16 protein-coding genes and 1 pseudogene are annotated in these 15,988 nt (G+C 49.7%); 7 read left to right on the top strand and 10 right to left on the bottom strand.

The features are described 5' to 3' along the window. Positions 1–792 precede the first annotated feature (792 nt). Both DBR02_RS23970 and DBR02_RS23965 read left to right on the top strand, forming a co-directional pair. Positions 793–1,779: a hypothetical protein gene (locus tag DBR02_RS23970; RefSeq protein WP_000211823.1), complete on the top strand. Its 987-nt coding sequence runs from the start codon at positions 793–795 to the stop codon at positions 1,777–1,779. Further along, positions 1,776–3,815: an ATP-dependent helicase gene (locus DBR02_RS23965; protein ID WP_000166877.1), complete on the top strand. Its 2,040-nt coding sequence runs from the start codon at positions 1,776–1,778 to the stop codon at positions 3,813–3,815. Before DBR02_RS23970 ends, DBR02_RS23965 begins: the two co-directional genes overlap by 4 nt. A gap of 2 nt (positions 3,816–3,817) precedes the next feature. On the opposite strand, the gene DBR02_RS23960 is transcribed toward DBR02_RS23965, so the two are convergent. Next, complete coding sequence (locus DBR02_RS23960; protein ID WP_000880375.1) at positions 3,818–4,072, bottom strand: hypothetical protein; 255 nt, start codon at positions 4,070–4,072, stop codon at positions 3,818–3,820. 140 nt (positions 4,073–4,212) lie between these two features. Beyond that, positions 4,213–4,433, bottom strand: a pseudogene (locus tag DBR02_RS23955) (type I restriction-modification system subunit M N-terminal domain-containing protein); the annotation flags it as partial. A gap of 625 nt (positions 4,434–5,058) precedes the next feature. On the opposite strand from DBR02_RS23955, the gene DBR02_RS23950 reads away from it, so the two are divergent. Both DBR02_RS23950 and DBR02_RS23945 read left to right on the top strand, forming a co-directional pair. Beyond that, positions 5,059–5,400 (top strand): hypothetical protein, encoded by a 342-nt coding sequence (locus tag DBR02_RS23950; protein WP_001151572.1) that lies wholly within the window; start codon positions 5,059–5,061, stop codon positions 5,398–5,400. A 91-nt stretch (positions 5,401–5,491) separates the two neighbouring features. Next, positions 5,492–5,683: a DUF7706 family protein gene (locus tag DBR02_RS23945; protein WP_000398479.1), complete on the top strand. Its 192-nt coding sequence runs from the start codon at positions 5,492–5,494 to the stop codon at positions 5,681–5,683. 240 nt (positions 5,684–5,923) lie between these two features. Here the strand turns inward: DBR02_RS23945 and DBR02_RS23940 are convergent, their stop codons facing one another. The 8 genes from DBR02_RS23940 to DBR02_RS23900 form a co-directional block, all read right to left on the bottom strand. Continuing rightward, positions 5,924–6,379, bottom strand: coding sequence for a hypothetical protein (locus DBR02_RS23940; RefSeq protein WP_000374058.1), 456 nt, complete (start codon positions 6,377–6,379; stop codon positions 5,924–5,926). A 90-nt stretch (positions 6,380–6,469) separates the two neighbouring features. After that, positions 6,470–7,711: a vWA domain-containing protein gene (locus DBR02_RS23935; protein ID WP_001053340.1), complete on the bottom strand. Its 1,242-nt coding sequence runs from the start codon at positions 7,709–7,711 to the stop codon at positions 6,470–6,472. A gap of 428 nt (positions 7,712–8,139) precedes the next feature. After that, positions 8,140–8,715 (bottom strand): TerD family protein, encoded by a 576-nt coding sequence (locus DBR02_RS23925; RefSeq protein WP_000301247.1) that lies wholly within the window; start codon positions 8,713–8,715, stop codon positions 8,140–8,142. 68 nt (positions 8,716–8,783) lie between these two features. Continuing rightward, positions 8,784–9,362, bottom strand: a complete 579-nt coding sequence (terD, locus tag DBR02_RS23920; protein ID WP_000116680.1) for a tellurium resistance membrane protein TerD — start codon at positions 9,360–9,362, stop codon at positions 8,784–8,786. 48 nt (positions 9,363–9,410) lie between these two features. After that, complete coding sequence (terC, locus tag DBR02_RS23915; RefSeq protein ID WP_000255079.1) at positions 9,411–10,451, bottom strand: tellurium resistance membrane protein TerC; 1,041 nt, start codon at positions 10,449–10,451, stop codon at positions 9,411–9,413. A gap of 22 nt (positions 10,452–10,473) precedes the next feature. Beyond that, a complete protein-coding gene (locus DBR02_RS23910) occupies positions 10,474–10,929 on the bottom strand; it encodes a tellurite resistance TerB family protein (RefSeq protein ID WP_000007449.1) in 456 nt (151 codons plus the stop codon). A 22-nt stretch (positions 10,930–10,951) separates the two neighbouring features. Continuing rightward, positions 10,952–12,109, bottom strand: coding sequence for a TerD family protein (locus DBR02_RS23905; RefSeq protein ID WP_044704557.1), 1,158 nt, complete (start codon positions 12,107–12,109; stop codon positions 10,952–10,954). Then, a complete protein-coding gene (locus tag DBR02_RS23900; RefSeq protein WP_000254137.1) occupies positions 12,109–12,690 on the bottom strand; it encodes a tellurium resistance-associated protein TerZ in 582 nt (193 codons plus the stop codon). Before DBR02_RS23900 ends, DBR02_RS23905 begins: the two co-directional genes overlap by 1 nt. A 320-nt stretch (positions 12,691–13,010) precedes the next feature. Between DBR02_RS23900 and DBR02_RS23895 the strand changes: the two genes are divergently transcribed. Genes DBR02_RS23895 through DBR02_RS23885 form a run of 3 tightly spaced genes read left to right on the top strand, consistent with a single transcriptional unit; the run spans position 13,011 to position 15,987 of the window. Further along, positions 13,011–14,069, top strand: coding sequence for an ATP-grasp domain-containing protein (locus DBR02_RS23895; protein WP_012695441.1), 1,059 nt, complete (start codon positions 13,011–13,013; stop codon positions 14,067–14,069). Between the two features lie 9 nt (positions 14,070–14,078). Beyond that, the gene (locus tag DBR02_RS23890) at positions 14,079–15,221 is read left to right on the top strand and encodes a phosphoribosyltransferase domain-containing protein (protein WP_001280115.1); all 1,143 of its coding nucleotides are present in this window, start codon (positions 14,079–14,081) and stop codon (positions 15,219–15,221) included. Beyond that, complete coding sequence (locus tag DBR02_RS23885; protein WP_001040058.1) at positions 15,214–15,987, top strand: hypothetical protein; 774 nt, start codon at positions 15,214–15,216, stop codon at positions 15,985–15,987. The genes DBR02_RS23890 and DBR02_RS23885 overlap by 8 nt, the downstream gene beginning before the upstream one ends. Position 15,988 lies beyond the last annotated feature (1 nt).

Genomic DNA, 15,988 nt, shown 5'->3' with positions numbered 1-15,988 from the left:
TCAAATCCCTTTCACTACCCGGCCGCAGGGTGACACCTCCCCTTTTCTCCGGAAGCGAAAGAGGAAGAACAGTTTAACAGCCCGGATCCTCAATAATTTTCGCGTAACGGACTAAATAACCGGTTTATGCAGCTTCTGATAACCACAGACCGCGATAGAATAAAACGTCTGGTGAGGAACCGGAGTGTTATGTAAGCGGGGGGTTTAACTGGGTATCTGTGTAGTCCTATTTAGCCAGATATCCCGAATAAAAACCTCAACGATTAGGTAAACGAAATGGATGGATTCTGGTCGATGTTCTGTTTGTTTGTCGTGGTAGTTTCACTGCATAAAGCCCTTTCTGTAGCAGCAGCACGAGCAGACGCAGCAAAATTAAATATGCTTCTCAGAATGAGAAAGTTTAAAAAGTAGCTTTCAAGACATCTGAGAATTCTTTTAAATCCTCAGAGGAAGTTATATGTTTAGGCTATTTGCAAACTAAGGTTGGAATTCCATCATTCTAGCCTTAGATCTTTGATCAAGTGAAGTTGCTCACTTGGTTGGATTTTACCGTTTCCTGACGGCTTTTCAGAAGCGAGGGCTGGTTGGAATGCCTTCCAGCTAGAAGTCTTGCAGATGCTCTCCGGGCATTAACTCATTGTCGAATCTGCACCAGTATCACTAGGTTGTTGAGCGGGCGATTAGCTTTTTCACTGAGCCGCTGTACACTCGACTGCTTCAAGAAGCACTACTTACCATTTGCCTGCCGTAAGGTCTGTTCTTAGCTGGATTTTTTTGGGAGGATACGCAGTCATGACAACTCAATCCAGCTCAATACAATACGCTTACGCGCTAGACGGCGAGGGCACCCTCACGCACATTGGCGCTGCCCTGCGCTCACATACTTACACCTGCCCAGGTTGTAAGAGCCCCCTGACCCCGGTAATGGGCGAGTTCAACGCTAAGCACTTTCGCCATTCGGAAGAATGCTGTGCCCTTGAAACCTATCTTCACAAGTGCGGCAAAGAAGCATTCTTCTATCGCTACCAACAAGCTCTCAGCCGTGAAATGCCTATTAGCCTTGAGCTGGAGCGCCGGGTTGCCTGTAATGGTTCTCGTTTAGCCTTGGTTAGAGACGAAGCACGTCAGTGCGTAAAATCCGTGCCTGCACGCTACAACTTGACTCAATTTTTCGATCAGGCAGAGCTGGAAAAACACGATAAGGTCACAGGGCTGCGACCAGACGTGATGTTGTATGATACGACTGGCGAAAGGCGTTGCTACGTAGAGATTTGTGTCACACACCCCTGCTCTCAAGACAAGATCGAAGCCGGTATCCCGATTCTTGAGTTTAAGGTCCAATCTGCCTCTGATATTCAGATGTTGCTTACCGGGGCCTACTCGATCAAGGAGAAGATCCTGAGAGTATTCAACTGGCTTCCCCCGTTTCAATCTGTGGACACCTGTAGCGGCGTCTGCTCAGTAGGTAACGTGGATATGTCTGTCTGGAGTTTAAGTGGTTCCGGCCGACTCAACGAACAAACGATGCCGCTCGCTGAAGTGGATTTAACAATCAATTCTGACGTGAACACATGGCCTAGATCGTTAGGGGCCGCTGAGCTGGCTGATAACTTACGAGCTTTTATCCGTCACGCCGATCCTCATTCACTATTTCCCAACTGCATTATGTGCGAGCAAGCAGGCCGATGGGAGGATGGCTATCTGCAATGTCACAGTAAGGCAAAGATCGTTCCCTACACCGAGGCCCGTCAGTGCGCCAATTACAAGGTTAAGGCATGACCAAAAGACTGACTTGGGAGCAGAAAAGTATTGTCAGCCATGACACCGGACATGCGTTGGTAAAAGCCGTACCTGGTAGCGGGAAAACAACCACACTTGTAAAGCGCGTTGAGCGGCTGGTCAAGACGGGAACTGATCCTCGCTCCATTCTGATCCTGATGTACAACAAGTCGGCGCAGGTGAGCTTCACGGAGAACTTGAAGACGGCACTGATGTCGAGCGTGATTCCAGAAATCCGCACGTTCCACAGCTTGGCCTTAAAGATTGTTGGTTACGGAGAACGCCAACAGATAATCAAGAAGAAAGACCTCATTACTCCAAGCGACTACCGCTATGAGCAACTGGTAAAGCAAGCCTACCGCTATGGCTTTGACCATGAGGCGAATTATATTGACCCCAATGAAATTGAAAACTTCGAGCTGTTTATTGCTCGCTGCCGGGCGGCGGCCGTAACTCCTGTTGATGCTGCCAATGATCCAACGTTCAGCAACATCAAACGGGAGTTTATTCACGCCTATGGCCGCTATTGTGAGCTGCTGGAGGAAAACAGTCTGCGAACCTTTGATGACTGTTTGATTGAGGCTGTCGCACTGTTGCGTAATGACAGCAGCCTTGGTGCCCACTTCAAGCACATCATTGTTGATGAATATCAGGACGTTAACCTGATACAGCATGACATGACCCGCTTGCTATCTAAGTCGGATACGTCGGTTATGGCTGTTGGTGATGTTAACCAGTGTATTTATGAGTGGCGTGGTGCTCGACCAGACTTTATCGGCGGACTGTTTGAAAGGCACTACCCGAATACGAAGGTGTTTCAACTGTCATGCACGTTCAGATTTGGCCATGAGCTTTCCTTGATGGCTAACTCGGTAATTCGGCGCAACTCTACAAAGCTGACCAAGCTTTGTGTCAGTCATCCTAGCACCCCCAAAACAGAGGTCAGATTGCACTTTGATAACTGCCTATCCAAGGTGCTATCAAACCTCTCGGTGAGCAGTGGAACACAAGCCATATTGTCCCGCACTAAGGCGAACCTTGCTGAGGCGGAAATTGCTTTACGCCTGTGTGGGCTACCTTATCGCTACCTCAATGGTTCAAGCGCATTACACACCCGCACCGAAATCGGGATACTGGTAGTTGGCGTCTTGCTGTCTGTGTACGGCGATCTGCGGCTACTGGAAAACCATCCCAACAAACAAGCGATTGTTTACGGCTTTCTGAAGGAGGCTGGTTTTAGATGGCAGAAAGGGCAATTCAAAGCGGCGCTCAGTGGATTGATGGCTCCGCACGCCGACCTATGGTCTGCTCTAGGTCAGTTATTCGAGGGCGCACAATACCAAAAAGATCGGCTGGGCAGGCTCGCCACTATCTGCCAGAAAGACGGAGAGGAAACGCCTGCTATCGATGTGTTACGACGCCTGAGTATGGAGGGTTTCATTGATAGTGTTGGCTCTGAGGGTGTAACTCGCACTGGATCGAACGACCAGCAACGAGGGGTCGTGAGGATCGGGGAGCTACTTGACTCCAGTAAGATCGATTCCCGCACGTTTTTAAACCTTATCTTGAATCCAGGCGAGGCTGCTACTGACTGCGATCCCTTCATCCTTTCCACACTGCATGGTTCCAAGGGGCTGGAGTGGGATAACGTAATACTGATCGGGCTGAATGAGCAGGAATTTCCTGGCGGCAAACCCGATGATGTTTACAGCGTTCGCACATCGATGAACACCCCTCCGGCCGAAGAGGAAATCGAGGAGGAACGTCGGCTGTTTTATGTCGGTATCACTCGCACAAAACAGCAGCTAAATCTGGTGGTCCCTCTTGATGAAGGGCTTGCGCGGTGGCTCAAAAACCGCTGGGATAGCACCCCGAAGAAGTCACCGATAGCTACTCGCTTCGTCTATGAGGCTGGCTGGACTGCTTGTGCGGTTACCAGTGATGCGATCTATAACAGCACGGTAGAGAAACAGAAGGCTGACTTCAGCAAGTTTCACCAATGGTATCTAAGAGATCTTCAGCGGCTAAAAGTCTAGGGCTACCGATACTTTTCGATTTCAGACAGGTGCTCGTTATCCAGATCAATTGTGGCTTTTCTTTCAGAAGCGAGCTTCTTCGCTCGCTTTGCATACTGAAGCCCCTTGGCTGGCTGCTCTCCGCGTAGGATCTGTTCAGCCTGCTTGCTCGTGCTGTGCCCCAGAAAGCGTTCGTACTGCTCGTCAGATACCTCAGTGCCGATCAGTCGTTCGATCCAGCCGCTTTTCGGCGGGTAACTTACGCCCAGCGCAAGCAACTGCCTTTTCTGTACCCACTATTTCCGGCGCGGCCGGCTTCAATCAAGGCTTTGGTTAGAACTACAGCCATTTGGGGACTCTCATACACAAACCTGAACCATGCGGGTCTGATTGGCGGTCAAGATAGCAGCGCATCGAAATCAACACTGAACTCTGCTTCTAAGAACTCAATCGTGGCTGGTTGGCTATCGAGCGATGCTTCCCGTGTAGACTCCAGTGCGCACTCCAATCGACGCAGCAGAGTAAACGGCAAAATGATCTTGCCGAAGTCGGTATGCTTGAAATCCCCCCCCACAGGTCTTCCGCGTTCTTCCAAATGAAATCAGCTTGCGAAGCAGCCGAACCTACGAACTCTGCCATCTTGGCCTCCAACCAACTTTTGCACGAAACGGCACATCTTCCAAAAGAGGGTTGTCAACCAAGTTTTGCACAAAACGGACTTTGATCCATTTCTAACTAAAATCTACAATCCAACCTCAGATTGCAAATAGCCTATGTTTATTACAGATGGTATGGTTCGTGTTTTTGTTTATTCGATGGCAACTGTACTCTTTCTGCCGCTTGGCTTGTTGAAAAGCACGTGGTGGTTTTCACCATTGTTTGCGATAGCTGCTATTGATTACTTAATGTTTCTGCGTCGACAAGGCTAGTTGCTGAACCTCATACCTCAGAGCAATCTGTATGTTTTTTACACCACTGGTTAAAAGGTCAGGCTACGTTCCTGACGTTTTTTAAAAAACAGTTTTATGTTTGATGCGTTACTGGTCTGTCTGGTAACCCAGTGGTACATTACCATTATTAAGGCTGGCTGGCGGTGGTGCATCATGCTTAAACGACCCTCTCTGAGCGTACTTTCCGACAGTCCTGTGCACCGCACCACTTACCCGGCAGGCCTATGTCTTGGTTATTCTTCGTTGTACCTTTTTCTTCAGCTTTATCCCTGACATGTCTGTCTGAACAGTTCTAAGCAAACCGGAATGTTGTCATGGCCAAAGTACAAGGGCTCTTTGTTGGATACCGAAAATTCGCTGTTGATCGTGACTGGCTTCGTCAGCAGGAAGAACAACGTTATCGGGATCGCCAGCGACAATTTGATGAATGGTCCAGGAAATGGGTCACTGTAACCAGGCTCAAAGAGACTCGTTTATGGACTGACGGAGCCATCAGGCGATGGTTGGGTGAACCTCAGCAGCAGGGTAAATATAAAGTTTTCCCCGTTGAAGCGGTTTTGGCTGCTGAGAAGTTGAATGAGTTTCGGCTCTGGCTTAAACCCCGACTGGAAAAGAAACGTGCCCAGCACCACCACTTTTTAATTCCATTTCTGTAAAGTAGAAACAACGGCAGTTCCGGCCGCATTCAAGGCTTCGGCATCTGGTCAGAAATAAAGCGCCATTTTTCAGTATAAGGGAGGTTAGATAGTGGAAGGTATTGAGACACTGAGTTTGCAGCTTGATGAGAATGAAACTATGGCCCTTGCTCAATTAGTTAAACGTCTGAGCTGGAGCGATCTTCGTGGCTGTGCTGTGAGTGACGAAGAAGCCTGGGTAATGAAAAGCGCAATTGAAAAATTACAACAGGCGTTAAGGGAAGAAGGTTATGCGCCTCGATGAGGCTGGCTTCGTTCTTTATTCCGATAACAAATTTGCTTAAGGACTAACTATGAGCCAGCACTGGTATGAGGTGAAAAGCAATCAGGGAATTGTTCAGGTGATTGTTGGGAGAAGATATTAATGTAATGCGTTTCTGCATTACATCAAGCAGATTAGCTTTTTCTGGTCAAAATAGACGATGTGATTTTTCTTTAGCCGAAGTCCATCCGCTCCCCACGCAACCGGTAAAGGTTCGCAGGTTTAATAAAGATAGGTTTCGTATCTCCCTAAGGGTGGGATAGGTAAACTCATAATGGCATCTGTGTTTACTATGTAAGTATTCGGGTAAAATTCATCTAATACAGTAAAGTTTAGTTTCTTACAAAAGCTTAATAAATATGGGTTTTTCACGTCTTCTATTACAACATCGCACCAGGGATTCGATTCACAGCAAAGCTTCAGAAAAGACTTAAACCATCCCTTGTTTTGTATTTCTTCCGGAAGCCGTACCACATGTATGGTCAGACAATCTCCATGATAACGATTAGTACTTTGTCTAAGCCCTACAACAATCCCCTTTTCTTGAATCTGTACACCTGCCTGATGCTCTTTCATGTCGGGCGTATAGTGCCTTGCTCTGTTTAACCAGGCCACCAGCTGCTGAGCCGTACTTGGTGATTCTTCAGCTATCCATTTCAGGTACTTGATGCGGTCCATATGCGCCTCCCTGTACGATTTCCAATGAACAAAGGCTCTACAGTATTAAGCTGCTGTAGAGCTCATTCAACCAAGCTCAAACTGTGCGTATTAAAGGATGCCTAACCTTTTTGTTTCATCGATCCACGGTCTGAATTCTTCCAGTAGATTATCATATAACTTTTCATCGCTAATCGAACCGAAATCATCCATGGCAAAGAAGTGGGTGTTATCAACCCGGCGGTCAGTAAAGTCATCCAGATTTTTGAGGATACCGTAGCTTGAACCACCCAGGCCGACAAACTTCCAGAAGATGGGGTAGTTGGCAGAACGCCGGATTGCATCTTTAATCGCCCGGGTCTTGCTGATCCCGCCATCGGTAATAAATACAACATACACCGGGATTTTCGAGTCCTTAAAGTAGTCGACTATTTCTTCCATCACAGGAGGCTCGTTGTTTGTCCCTCCGAGGCCCGGCAGGTTCTCCCAGGCTGAACGCTTTCCAGCCCCGCGAATGGACTGAATATATGTGTCCAGGTTGTCCAGTGTGACGTTTGGATACTTCTTATGCTTCTCTCCAAATCCCCAGACATCCATTTCACCGTCGTCGTCGAACTGGGCGGCAAGAACGGCGATGCGGTCCAGCACAGACTGAACGTTACCCTTACTGAACTGGCCACTCATTGAGCCGGATGCGTCAAGTACAAATGCAACCGCTGCCTCAAGGGTGTCCAGTTTATTTTTAGTAAGACTGACCGAGGCTTTTTTAGCGAGGCTTACAAGGCGCGGAGATCTGGTTTCCAGTTTCTTTTCCAGACTGATACGAGCAGGCTTTGCTGGCTGCGGAGCTGGCTGTGCGACATCAACGCCATAGCTAATGGCCAGAGGCTCAAGACCACCGTTGAAACCCTGCCCGAGCGCACGAAGCTTCCAGGCGCCATTGTGCCGATATACTTCACCCAGGATAATTGCTTTCTCACTGCGGCCCTGAGTCTCAGCCTGGAACTCAGCGATTCCTTGAGCCTGCATGCTCAACGAACTGAGCCCACTGATGGTATCTTCACCATCAATGACAACGGTGATCGCAATTTTACTGATGTTCGCAGGAACACGATCCAGTGCTATCTCAATGCTGGACTGCTGAGAACCGGTAACGAGCTTTACTGCCCCTTCAGGAGAAGACAGATTATTGTAAAAGATAAAGTCAGAATCGCCGCTGACCTTTCCCTGAGCATTAAGCAGGAACAGGCAGGTATCGGGTTCGCCTTTAAAGCCGGATTTGGTAGGGTACTGAAGATTCAGCCTGATCGCAGATTGCTGAAGTGGTATGTTTTGTCCGGATTGTAGATTCACATTAACTCTCCTGATTTTTGATTATTTTAAAGCGCAGCGTTTATATAGGTTCCCCTGGCTTAGTTCAGGACGCTGGATTTCTGGTGAGGCGTATATATGGTGTGACACCATATTTCATCACGTTGAAGTTTCTATACCTGTTGAATTGGAATTTCCATTGGTCGGGTATTTTATCTTCCAGAACCCGTGCCTTCATAAGTCGCAAACGTAACATATATCAGAGGGGCATGCTGTTGATATAAGGCACGGAATACAGGCTTTAACCAGCAACCAGAGAAAAATCCGTTTCCTGCCTTTAAAAGGCTCACGTCAGAATTAACATCTCTCTGCTTTCTGAGATTCCCGAACCCTTTCTGCCCCCCCCCTCCTGATAGCGGATCGCAACCAAAAAAAACCCCGGCATTGCCGGGGTATGATTCAGCGTTATTTTAGATGTTAACGCCGTGCTGGGAGGCAAGAGCCGCCAGGCCACCGGCAAAGCCCTGACCGACAGCTTTAAACTTCCACTCAGCGCCATGACGATACAGTTCACCGAAGACCATAGCGGTTTCGGTTGAGGCATCTTCAGACAGATCGAAACGGGCAATTTCCGTGCCGTTGTCGTTGTTGTAAACGCGCATGAAGCTGTTGCTCACCATGCCGAAGTTTTGTTTACGCGCTTCTGCATCATAGATGGTAACGGCAAACACCAGTTTTTTGATATCTGCTGAGACTTTGGTCAGATCGATTTTGACCTGCTCATCGTCGCCGTCGCCTTCACCGGTACGGTTGTCGCCCTGGTGCTCTACCGCGCCATCAGGGCTGGTTTTGTTATTGAAGAAAATGAAATGCGCATCTGACAACACTTTACCGTCTTCGCCTACTGCGAACACGGAAGCGTCCAGGTCAAAACCCTGACCATCGGTTACACGGGCATCCCAGCCTAGGCCAACCATAGCAACATTCATGGTTGGTGCTTCTTTGGTCAGAGATACATTGCCGCCTTTTACGAGAGAAACTGCCATTTTTAGCTCCTGCAAACAGTTGAATGAGGGCTGCATTAACAGCCCCGGGTAGAAAAGTTACTTTTTGATCAGGACGCGTTAATGCCGTACTGAGCACATACAGATGCCAGACCACCAGCATAACCCTGACCTACTGCGCGGAATTTCCACTCACCATTGTGGCGATACAGCTCGCCGAACAGCATGGCAGTCTCAGTGGACGCATCTTCGGTCAGATCGTAGCGAGCAACTTCAGTCTGGTTATCGTCATTAACCAGACGAATAAACGCACCGGATACCTGACCAAAGCTCTGGCGACGAGCCTGAGCATCGTGGATGGTCACAACGAAGATGATCTTGTCAACTTCAGACGGGACGGCGTCCAGTTTAATTTTCAGCGATTCATCATCACCATCGCCCTCACCGGTGCGGTTATCGCCGGTGTGCGTTACGGAACCGTCGGATGACGTCAGGTTGTTATAGAAGATGAAATCTGAATCGCCGCGCACTTTGCCGTTTGAGGCCAGCAGGAATGCTGAAGCATCCAGGTCAAAGTCCTGACCGTCTGTTGAACGCGCATCCCAGCCAAGGCCCACCAGGACGTTTTTCATTGACGGAGCTGCTTTACTTAGGGAGACGTTCCCGCCTTTGGAAAGAGAAACACTCATAAAATAACCTCTTCGATTAGTAATTGTTCAGGTTAACACTTAAGGGGATTAACTCCCCTTTTCCTCAGATTCAGGTTTGCCCGGGAACATGACGCTTGCGAGAATGCCCAGCGCCAGTACACCCAGTACAACATACAGGCTGGTTGTTGCCGCGATGCTGTAACCATGATGCCAGATGTGATCGGTCGCATTCAGGCCGAGTTTTGCCGCGATGAAGAACAGCAGCACGATAACGGCCTTCTCCAGATGAACCAGGTACTGTTTCAGTGCCTCAAGGACAAAGTACAGAGTACGCAGGCCCAGGATAGCAAACATCATGGCACTATAGACGATAAGCGGTTCACGACTGACGGCAATGATTGCCGGTACCGAGTCAAACGCGAACATTACGTCCGAGAGTTCAACCACAGCCACACACAGGAACAGCGGGGTCGCATACAGCGCCGCTTTTTTACCACGGCCAATGGTGACATCGCTGTTTTCTGGTTTCGCCAGTTCAGCATCCACTTCCTTCTGGTTAAGCAGGAAGGCATGCCCTCTGAGCTTCGGCCAGATAGGGAAGAAGCGTTTAACCATGCGGTAAGCCAGATGCTGGGAGTAATCCTCAATTTCATCATCGTCATCACCGCTTTTAAGCATCATGACCGCTGTCCAGGCAACGATAATAGCGAAGACAACTTCAACATACGGCCCCAGACTCAGCAGGCTCGTACCGATGGCGACAAAGATGCCCCTGAAGACAATGGCACCAATGATCCCCCAGTAGAGAACACGGTGGCGATAACGATCCGGAACGGCGAACCAGGAGAAGATGGCCATCATGACGAACAGGTTATCGACCGACAGCACTTTCTCCAGCGCATAACCCGTGACAAACAGACTGGCAACCTCAGCACCGTGGTGGATATAGAGGAAACCGGCAAATGCCATCGCAACCACAACCCAGAATACGGACCAGAGCGCCGCACTCTTCAGCGAAATAGGCTTGTCATCACGGTGCATAAACAGGTCAATAAAGATGGCACCGACTGAAAGCGCAATAAAAACAATGACCGTTTCAGTCGGGAAGCCGATGTGTGTGGAAACCATATTTTACCCTTAGGGATGTGGATCAGAGGCCAAATTCAGCCGGGTCGAAGCCCAACGCGATAGCGATCTCGCGGGAGGCCAGTTTCTCGTCCTGATCGAAGTTACCGTCACTTTTCGCAACGGCAATACCAACACGTAAGGCCAGCTGAGCGGCCTCAGGCTGATCTTTCAGCGCCAGGATGTATTTCATGGTTTCGCCCTTGCCGATTTCAACATCGAAATCGAAGCTTGAAACCAGTTTATTGAAGAACTCAATCACCTCATTGGTATCGAAGACCTTCAGCTCTTCTGAAGAGCGCAGAAAGCCCATCATTTTCTGCTTTTCTTCCGAACTTACGCCGTCACTCGATACGGCAATACGGGCACATACAGCAACGGTGCCCTGCATGAATTTTTTGTTTTTGAAACGGCCAACCTGGCGGGTCAGTTCGTCACGGCCTGAGTTAATGGCACCTTTAACTTTGTCGAAAAAGCTCATACCTGTTTCCTTTGTTGCTGTGTTATTTAGAACCGGCGCTCCAGCGAAATCCCCAGCCAAATGCCCGGTCCATTTCGTCCTGGCCTTTGAAGTACTGGTTAATTCGCTCGACTTTAATTGCGCCGTTTTCGTTTACGAGTCTGGCAATGGCGCACAATGTGCGACGGTTTTCACCTTCGGTCAGGCGGGTCTCAATGGGCGGTTGATCCGGCACATGAATGGTGACCACACCATCAGTCTTGTCCCAGCTGGGAACACCTTCATAAATAAAGGCGTAAATCAGCACTTCGCGGATATGCTTCCATTCACGTCCATTGATATGCAGCCACTCGCCGTCTGATACATCACCCGTCCGGTCATCGCCCTTGAGCTGAACATACGGTTCATCGCGATAATCACCGAATGCATTACCGAGCGCCTGAATGACCGATTTATACCCGTCCTGAAGCTCAACAAAGGCCCCCAGATCCAGGTCGATTCCTTTGGAGCCGAACATGCCTGCAAAGCCTGATTTGCCGCTGCCCCGGTGCCAGTTCAGGTTGATCCGGATTTCACCGAAGTTATCCCGTTTGGTCAGGCTGATTGCAGGCTTCTCTTTTGTCAGCGATACCTTGCTCAGGCTGATTTTTGTCTCAACTGGCGGAGGGGTTACAACCGGAGGAGTCGGGGCTGCGGGAGCCGGTTCGTCGGCAATATTTACGCCGAAATGCTCTGCCAGCGGTTTAAGTCCACCGTTGAACCCCTGCGCAACGAAGCGGAATTTCCAGTCATTATTACGACGGTAAAATTCACCCAGAATTAAGGCTGCTTCCTGACGGCCGCTCAGTTCGACACTGCCGCTAACCAGGCCGGTAGCCCCTTGCTCCACGTCGATGGAAAGATTACGAAGACCGGACGCCGTCTGCCCACCGTCACAGGTCACGGTGAACGCAATTTTCTGGACATCAGGTTTCAGCCGGTTGAGCGCGACAGTAAAGGTTGAGTACTGGCCTTCACTGACCAGGCTGACGGTACCATCATCGTTACGTGGCTGACCATAAAACACCATGTCCGCATCACCCTGCACCTTCCCGTCGGCATACAGGCGAAACGCCGAAGCATCCACCTGGCCGCCCGAGGTGATCCGGACCCGCAACTCCTGGGCTGGAACGGGGGCATTGCCCCCCGGCGTCAGGTTCATTAGCGAATAACCGCTGAAACGATATCGGAGTGCATATCGTCAATTGTGCGGCCGCGACAGGCATGGCCAAGGGCGGTAAAGTCCCAGTTGCCGTTATTACGGCGCAGCGAAGAAATAACGATCCCGGTATGTGAGCCCTGCTCAGTCAGCTTGTAGCGAGCCAGCTCTTTGCCGGTTTGATCGACAACGCGGCAGAACGCGTTTTCGACGTCATTGAACGACTGACCACGGAAGCTGTTTACCGTAAACGCCAGGTATTCAACGTTTGCAGGCAGTCGGGAGAGGTTGACATTAATCACCTCATCGTCACCGTCACCTTCACCGGTCAGGTTATCGCCACTGTGCACAACAGCGCCGCAGGTGGATTCCAGTTTGCGGAACCAGATGGTGTCAATTGTTTTACCGGTGCTGTCCATTAATACGCAGCCAGCATCGAGATCGATTGAGTCGTTGCCTCCAAACAATCCTCCAAGAAGACCTTTTTTCTTAACCGGATCCCAACCGAGACCGAAATGAAGCTGGCTTAATGCAGATGATTCTTTGCTGAGTGATACCGTCTGGTTCTTAACTAATGAAACCATGTTTTATTCCTTAAAATGGTAATGACCGAGACAATCAAAGGTATATTTAGTAACTGACGAAGAAAATCATATCATGATGAAGTTCTCTGACAAGGGAAATTTTGGTAGTTTTCTGTAAAAACACAAAAAGAAATCCTTTTCAGGGTGTTAATTTTCTAAGTTTAATTTAAATATCAATGTGTTATCAGGAATCCAAAAAACCTGACGCACTCCATAACCACAGGAGTTATTAATCATATTATGATTGACATGTAGCTTAGACACTCATAGACTCACTTCTCAATCATAAATTTGCATGGCGTTCCGGATAATTAAAAAAAATGAACAAGAAAATTTGGTTTATGGAAGGTTTATCCTCCCAGCGAGATATTATTCAGGGGGTAAAATCATTTGCAAAAAAAAATAATTTTGCCATTACCGTTTTTGCCTCCCACCGTAACGAAAGAAATGAAATCCTTTCCGTTGCCGACTATTCTTTGACTGAACCTGAAGATCCTCAAAAACGTCTTCAGTTTATCCAGGAAACCATTCAGTCCTACGGCATCCACCATATTCATACTGGCCGTAACAGCCAGTGGTTTGAAGAACACCGTTCAGCCATTGAATCGACCGGTGCCACCCTTACTACCGGTGCAACGGGCGTCGACTGGTTAACTCTGGCTGACGAAAAAGTTACTTTTGCTCAGTTTATGGAGCAAAAGGGTCTCCCGGTCGTACCATCCTGGCGGGTGAATACGCTGGCAGAATTAAAAACACACCTCGCGGCCCCGCCGTTCACTGACAGCCCGGTATGCGTGAAGCCGGTGACGGGTATCTATGGCATGGGATTCTGGCGCTTTGATGACAGTGCTTCGCCTATGGCCGTCTTTAATCATCCCGAACATCGTCTGGTCAGTCCGCAACAGTATATTGCAGCAGCATCAGCTGCTGAGTCGTTTAAACCCCTTGTTTTGATGCCGTACCTGCCAGGCCCGGAATTTTCCGTCGATATCCTCGCGGATAAGGGCGAAATACTCGCAGCCGTGGGACGCCGTAAGGAAGGGGTTATCCAGTATCTGGTAAACGAAGGAAGCGCCTGGGAACTGGCGTGTGACTGCGCCAGGGTTATGAAGGCCGACGGGCTGGTGAATGTTCAGACGCGAAACGATGTGAATGGCAACCCGGTGCTGCTTGAAACCAACATGCGTCCGTCAGGGGGGGTGGGTTATACCCTTCACAGCGGGGTGAACCTTCCTGGGTTATTTGCTGCCTTTAAGCTCGGTCTGATGTCTGAAGATATGGTGCGCCAGAGCGCTAAAAACACCTTTTCTCCGGTTGCGGTGAGATCCATTACGGATGTAATTGCATACCCGGAATCACTCTCTAACCTTCTGAATTAAGGCGTATTTATGTCTGATATCCTCGAAGATATGATTTATCGCCGTACCCTCTCATGCGGTACGATTCAGGTAACCCGCGACCAGGGTGAAGTTTCGCTCGATGACCTGTTTGACATCGCTGAAAGACGTAACCCGAAACGCGCCTTTCTGTTTGTCAGCAAAGTACTCGGCAGGCACATTCCCGTGCCACCCTCAGTCATGCGGCAGGCCTACAGACAGCTTGCCAGCCAGTTCCCCTCGACACTGACAGGACCCGTACTGTTTATCGGTATGGCTGAAACCGCCGTTGGGCTTGGGGCCGGTGTATTTGATGAAGTGCGCCACCAGCATCCTGAATCTGTCTATCTGACCTCTACCCGTCACCCGGTTGATGGCACGTTGCTTTGCGAGTTCAAGGAAGAACACAGCCACGCCACCGATCATCTGATCTATCTGCCAGATGATGAAGAGAAAAGACGTCGTGTTACCAACGCACGAACGCTGGTTTTGATTGATGACGAGGCAACCACCGGTAATACCTTTATTAACCTGCTTTCAGCCCTGCGTAATACCGGCAAGCTTCAACATATTGAACAGGTTATAGCCGTTACGCTTACCGACTGGAGTGGCAAAGCCTTGTCCGAGCGCAGCACCTTACCAGTCACTTCGGTTTCTCTTGTAAGCGGTAAGTGGGGATGGACCCCATTACCTGATGCACCTGTCCCGGACATGCCGAAAGTCAACGTAACTTCACGAGGAGAATGGGACATCCAGGGAAAACAGTCCTGGGGCCGACTGGGGATGCTCGCACCTGCGGCCGATCTCGGCCATGAGGTCTCCGTCCACAAGGGGGAACGTATTCTGGTTCTCGGGACCGGGGAATTCGTCTGGGAGCCGTTCCTGCTTGCTGAACGGCTCGAAGCTGCCGGAGCACAGGCATTTTATGGATCGACCACCCGCTCCCCTATCGCCGTTGGTTATGCCATTGAGTCCGCCATTTCCTTTACGGATAACTACGGGCTGGGCATCCCCAATTTTGTCTATAACGTCGCCCACCAGCAGTTTGACCGCATTCTTGTGTGTACTGAGACACCCGCAGAAAGTATTGACACGCAGCTTCTTAAAGCGCTGGCTGAGGTTGCGGCCGTCGTGGAGATTGTTACCTATGAATAAACCCGTTGTTCTGAGCGACCTTGACGACACGCTCTTTCAGACCCGTCGTAAAATGGTGGACGAGCTGGCCCTGGAGCCATTCCGTACCGGTGCCGTTGATCGCACCCTGAATCCACGAAGCTTTATGACGGAAGAACAGTCCATGTTGGTGGACTGGCTCCTGGAGCAGGCTGAACTCATACCCGTTACCGCACGGGGAACTGAAGAAATCAGCCGCGTACGGATCCCTTTCCACTCCTGGGCAATCACCACTCACGGGGCCGTCATTCTCACGCCAGAAGGCAAACCCGACGAGGAGTGGAAGGCCCATATGCTCGGCCAGCTGGCTCCCTATCAGGAAAAGCTGACATCGATGCAGCGTCTGATCACTGAAATGATGGACGCAAAAGGGATCAATGCCTGGGCAAGGCTGAACTTCGAATACGGTGAAACGGCGGTTTATATGGTGATGAAGCACCGCGACAGCACCCGCCTTGACGAGCTCAATGCCATTGCAGATGAGATAGAAACGGTGTTTCCGACCGAGGGCTTCTACATCCACCGCAACAGTAATAACGTGGCCTGGCTTCCCACCGCGGTTGAGAAAGGGCTGGCAGTCAGATGGCTTCTTGAAAAACTTCGGGCTGAACGCGGAGTCTTCCCCGTAATTGGTCTGGGCGACAGCCTGAGCGATCATCGTTTTATGAAACTGTGCAGCTGGTTTGGCATCCCGCGTCAGAGTCAGTTTGCAGATGCCATTTCACAGCGAATTTTTGGAGAAAATTAAA

Origin of the sequence: Enterobacter cloacae complex sp. (assembly GCF_900322725.1) — a bacterium.
GTDB classification, from domain to species: Bacteria; Pseudomonadota; Gammaproteobacteria; order Enterobacterales; family Enterobacteriaceae; genus Enterobacter; species Enterobacter quasihormaechei.
This window is presented reverse-complemented; position numbering and strand designations above follow the sequence as displayed.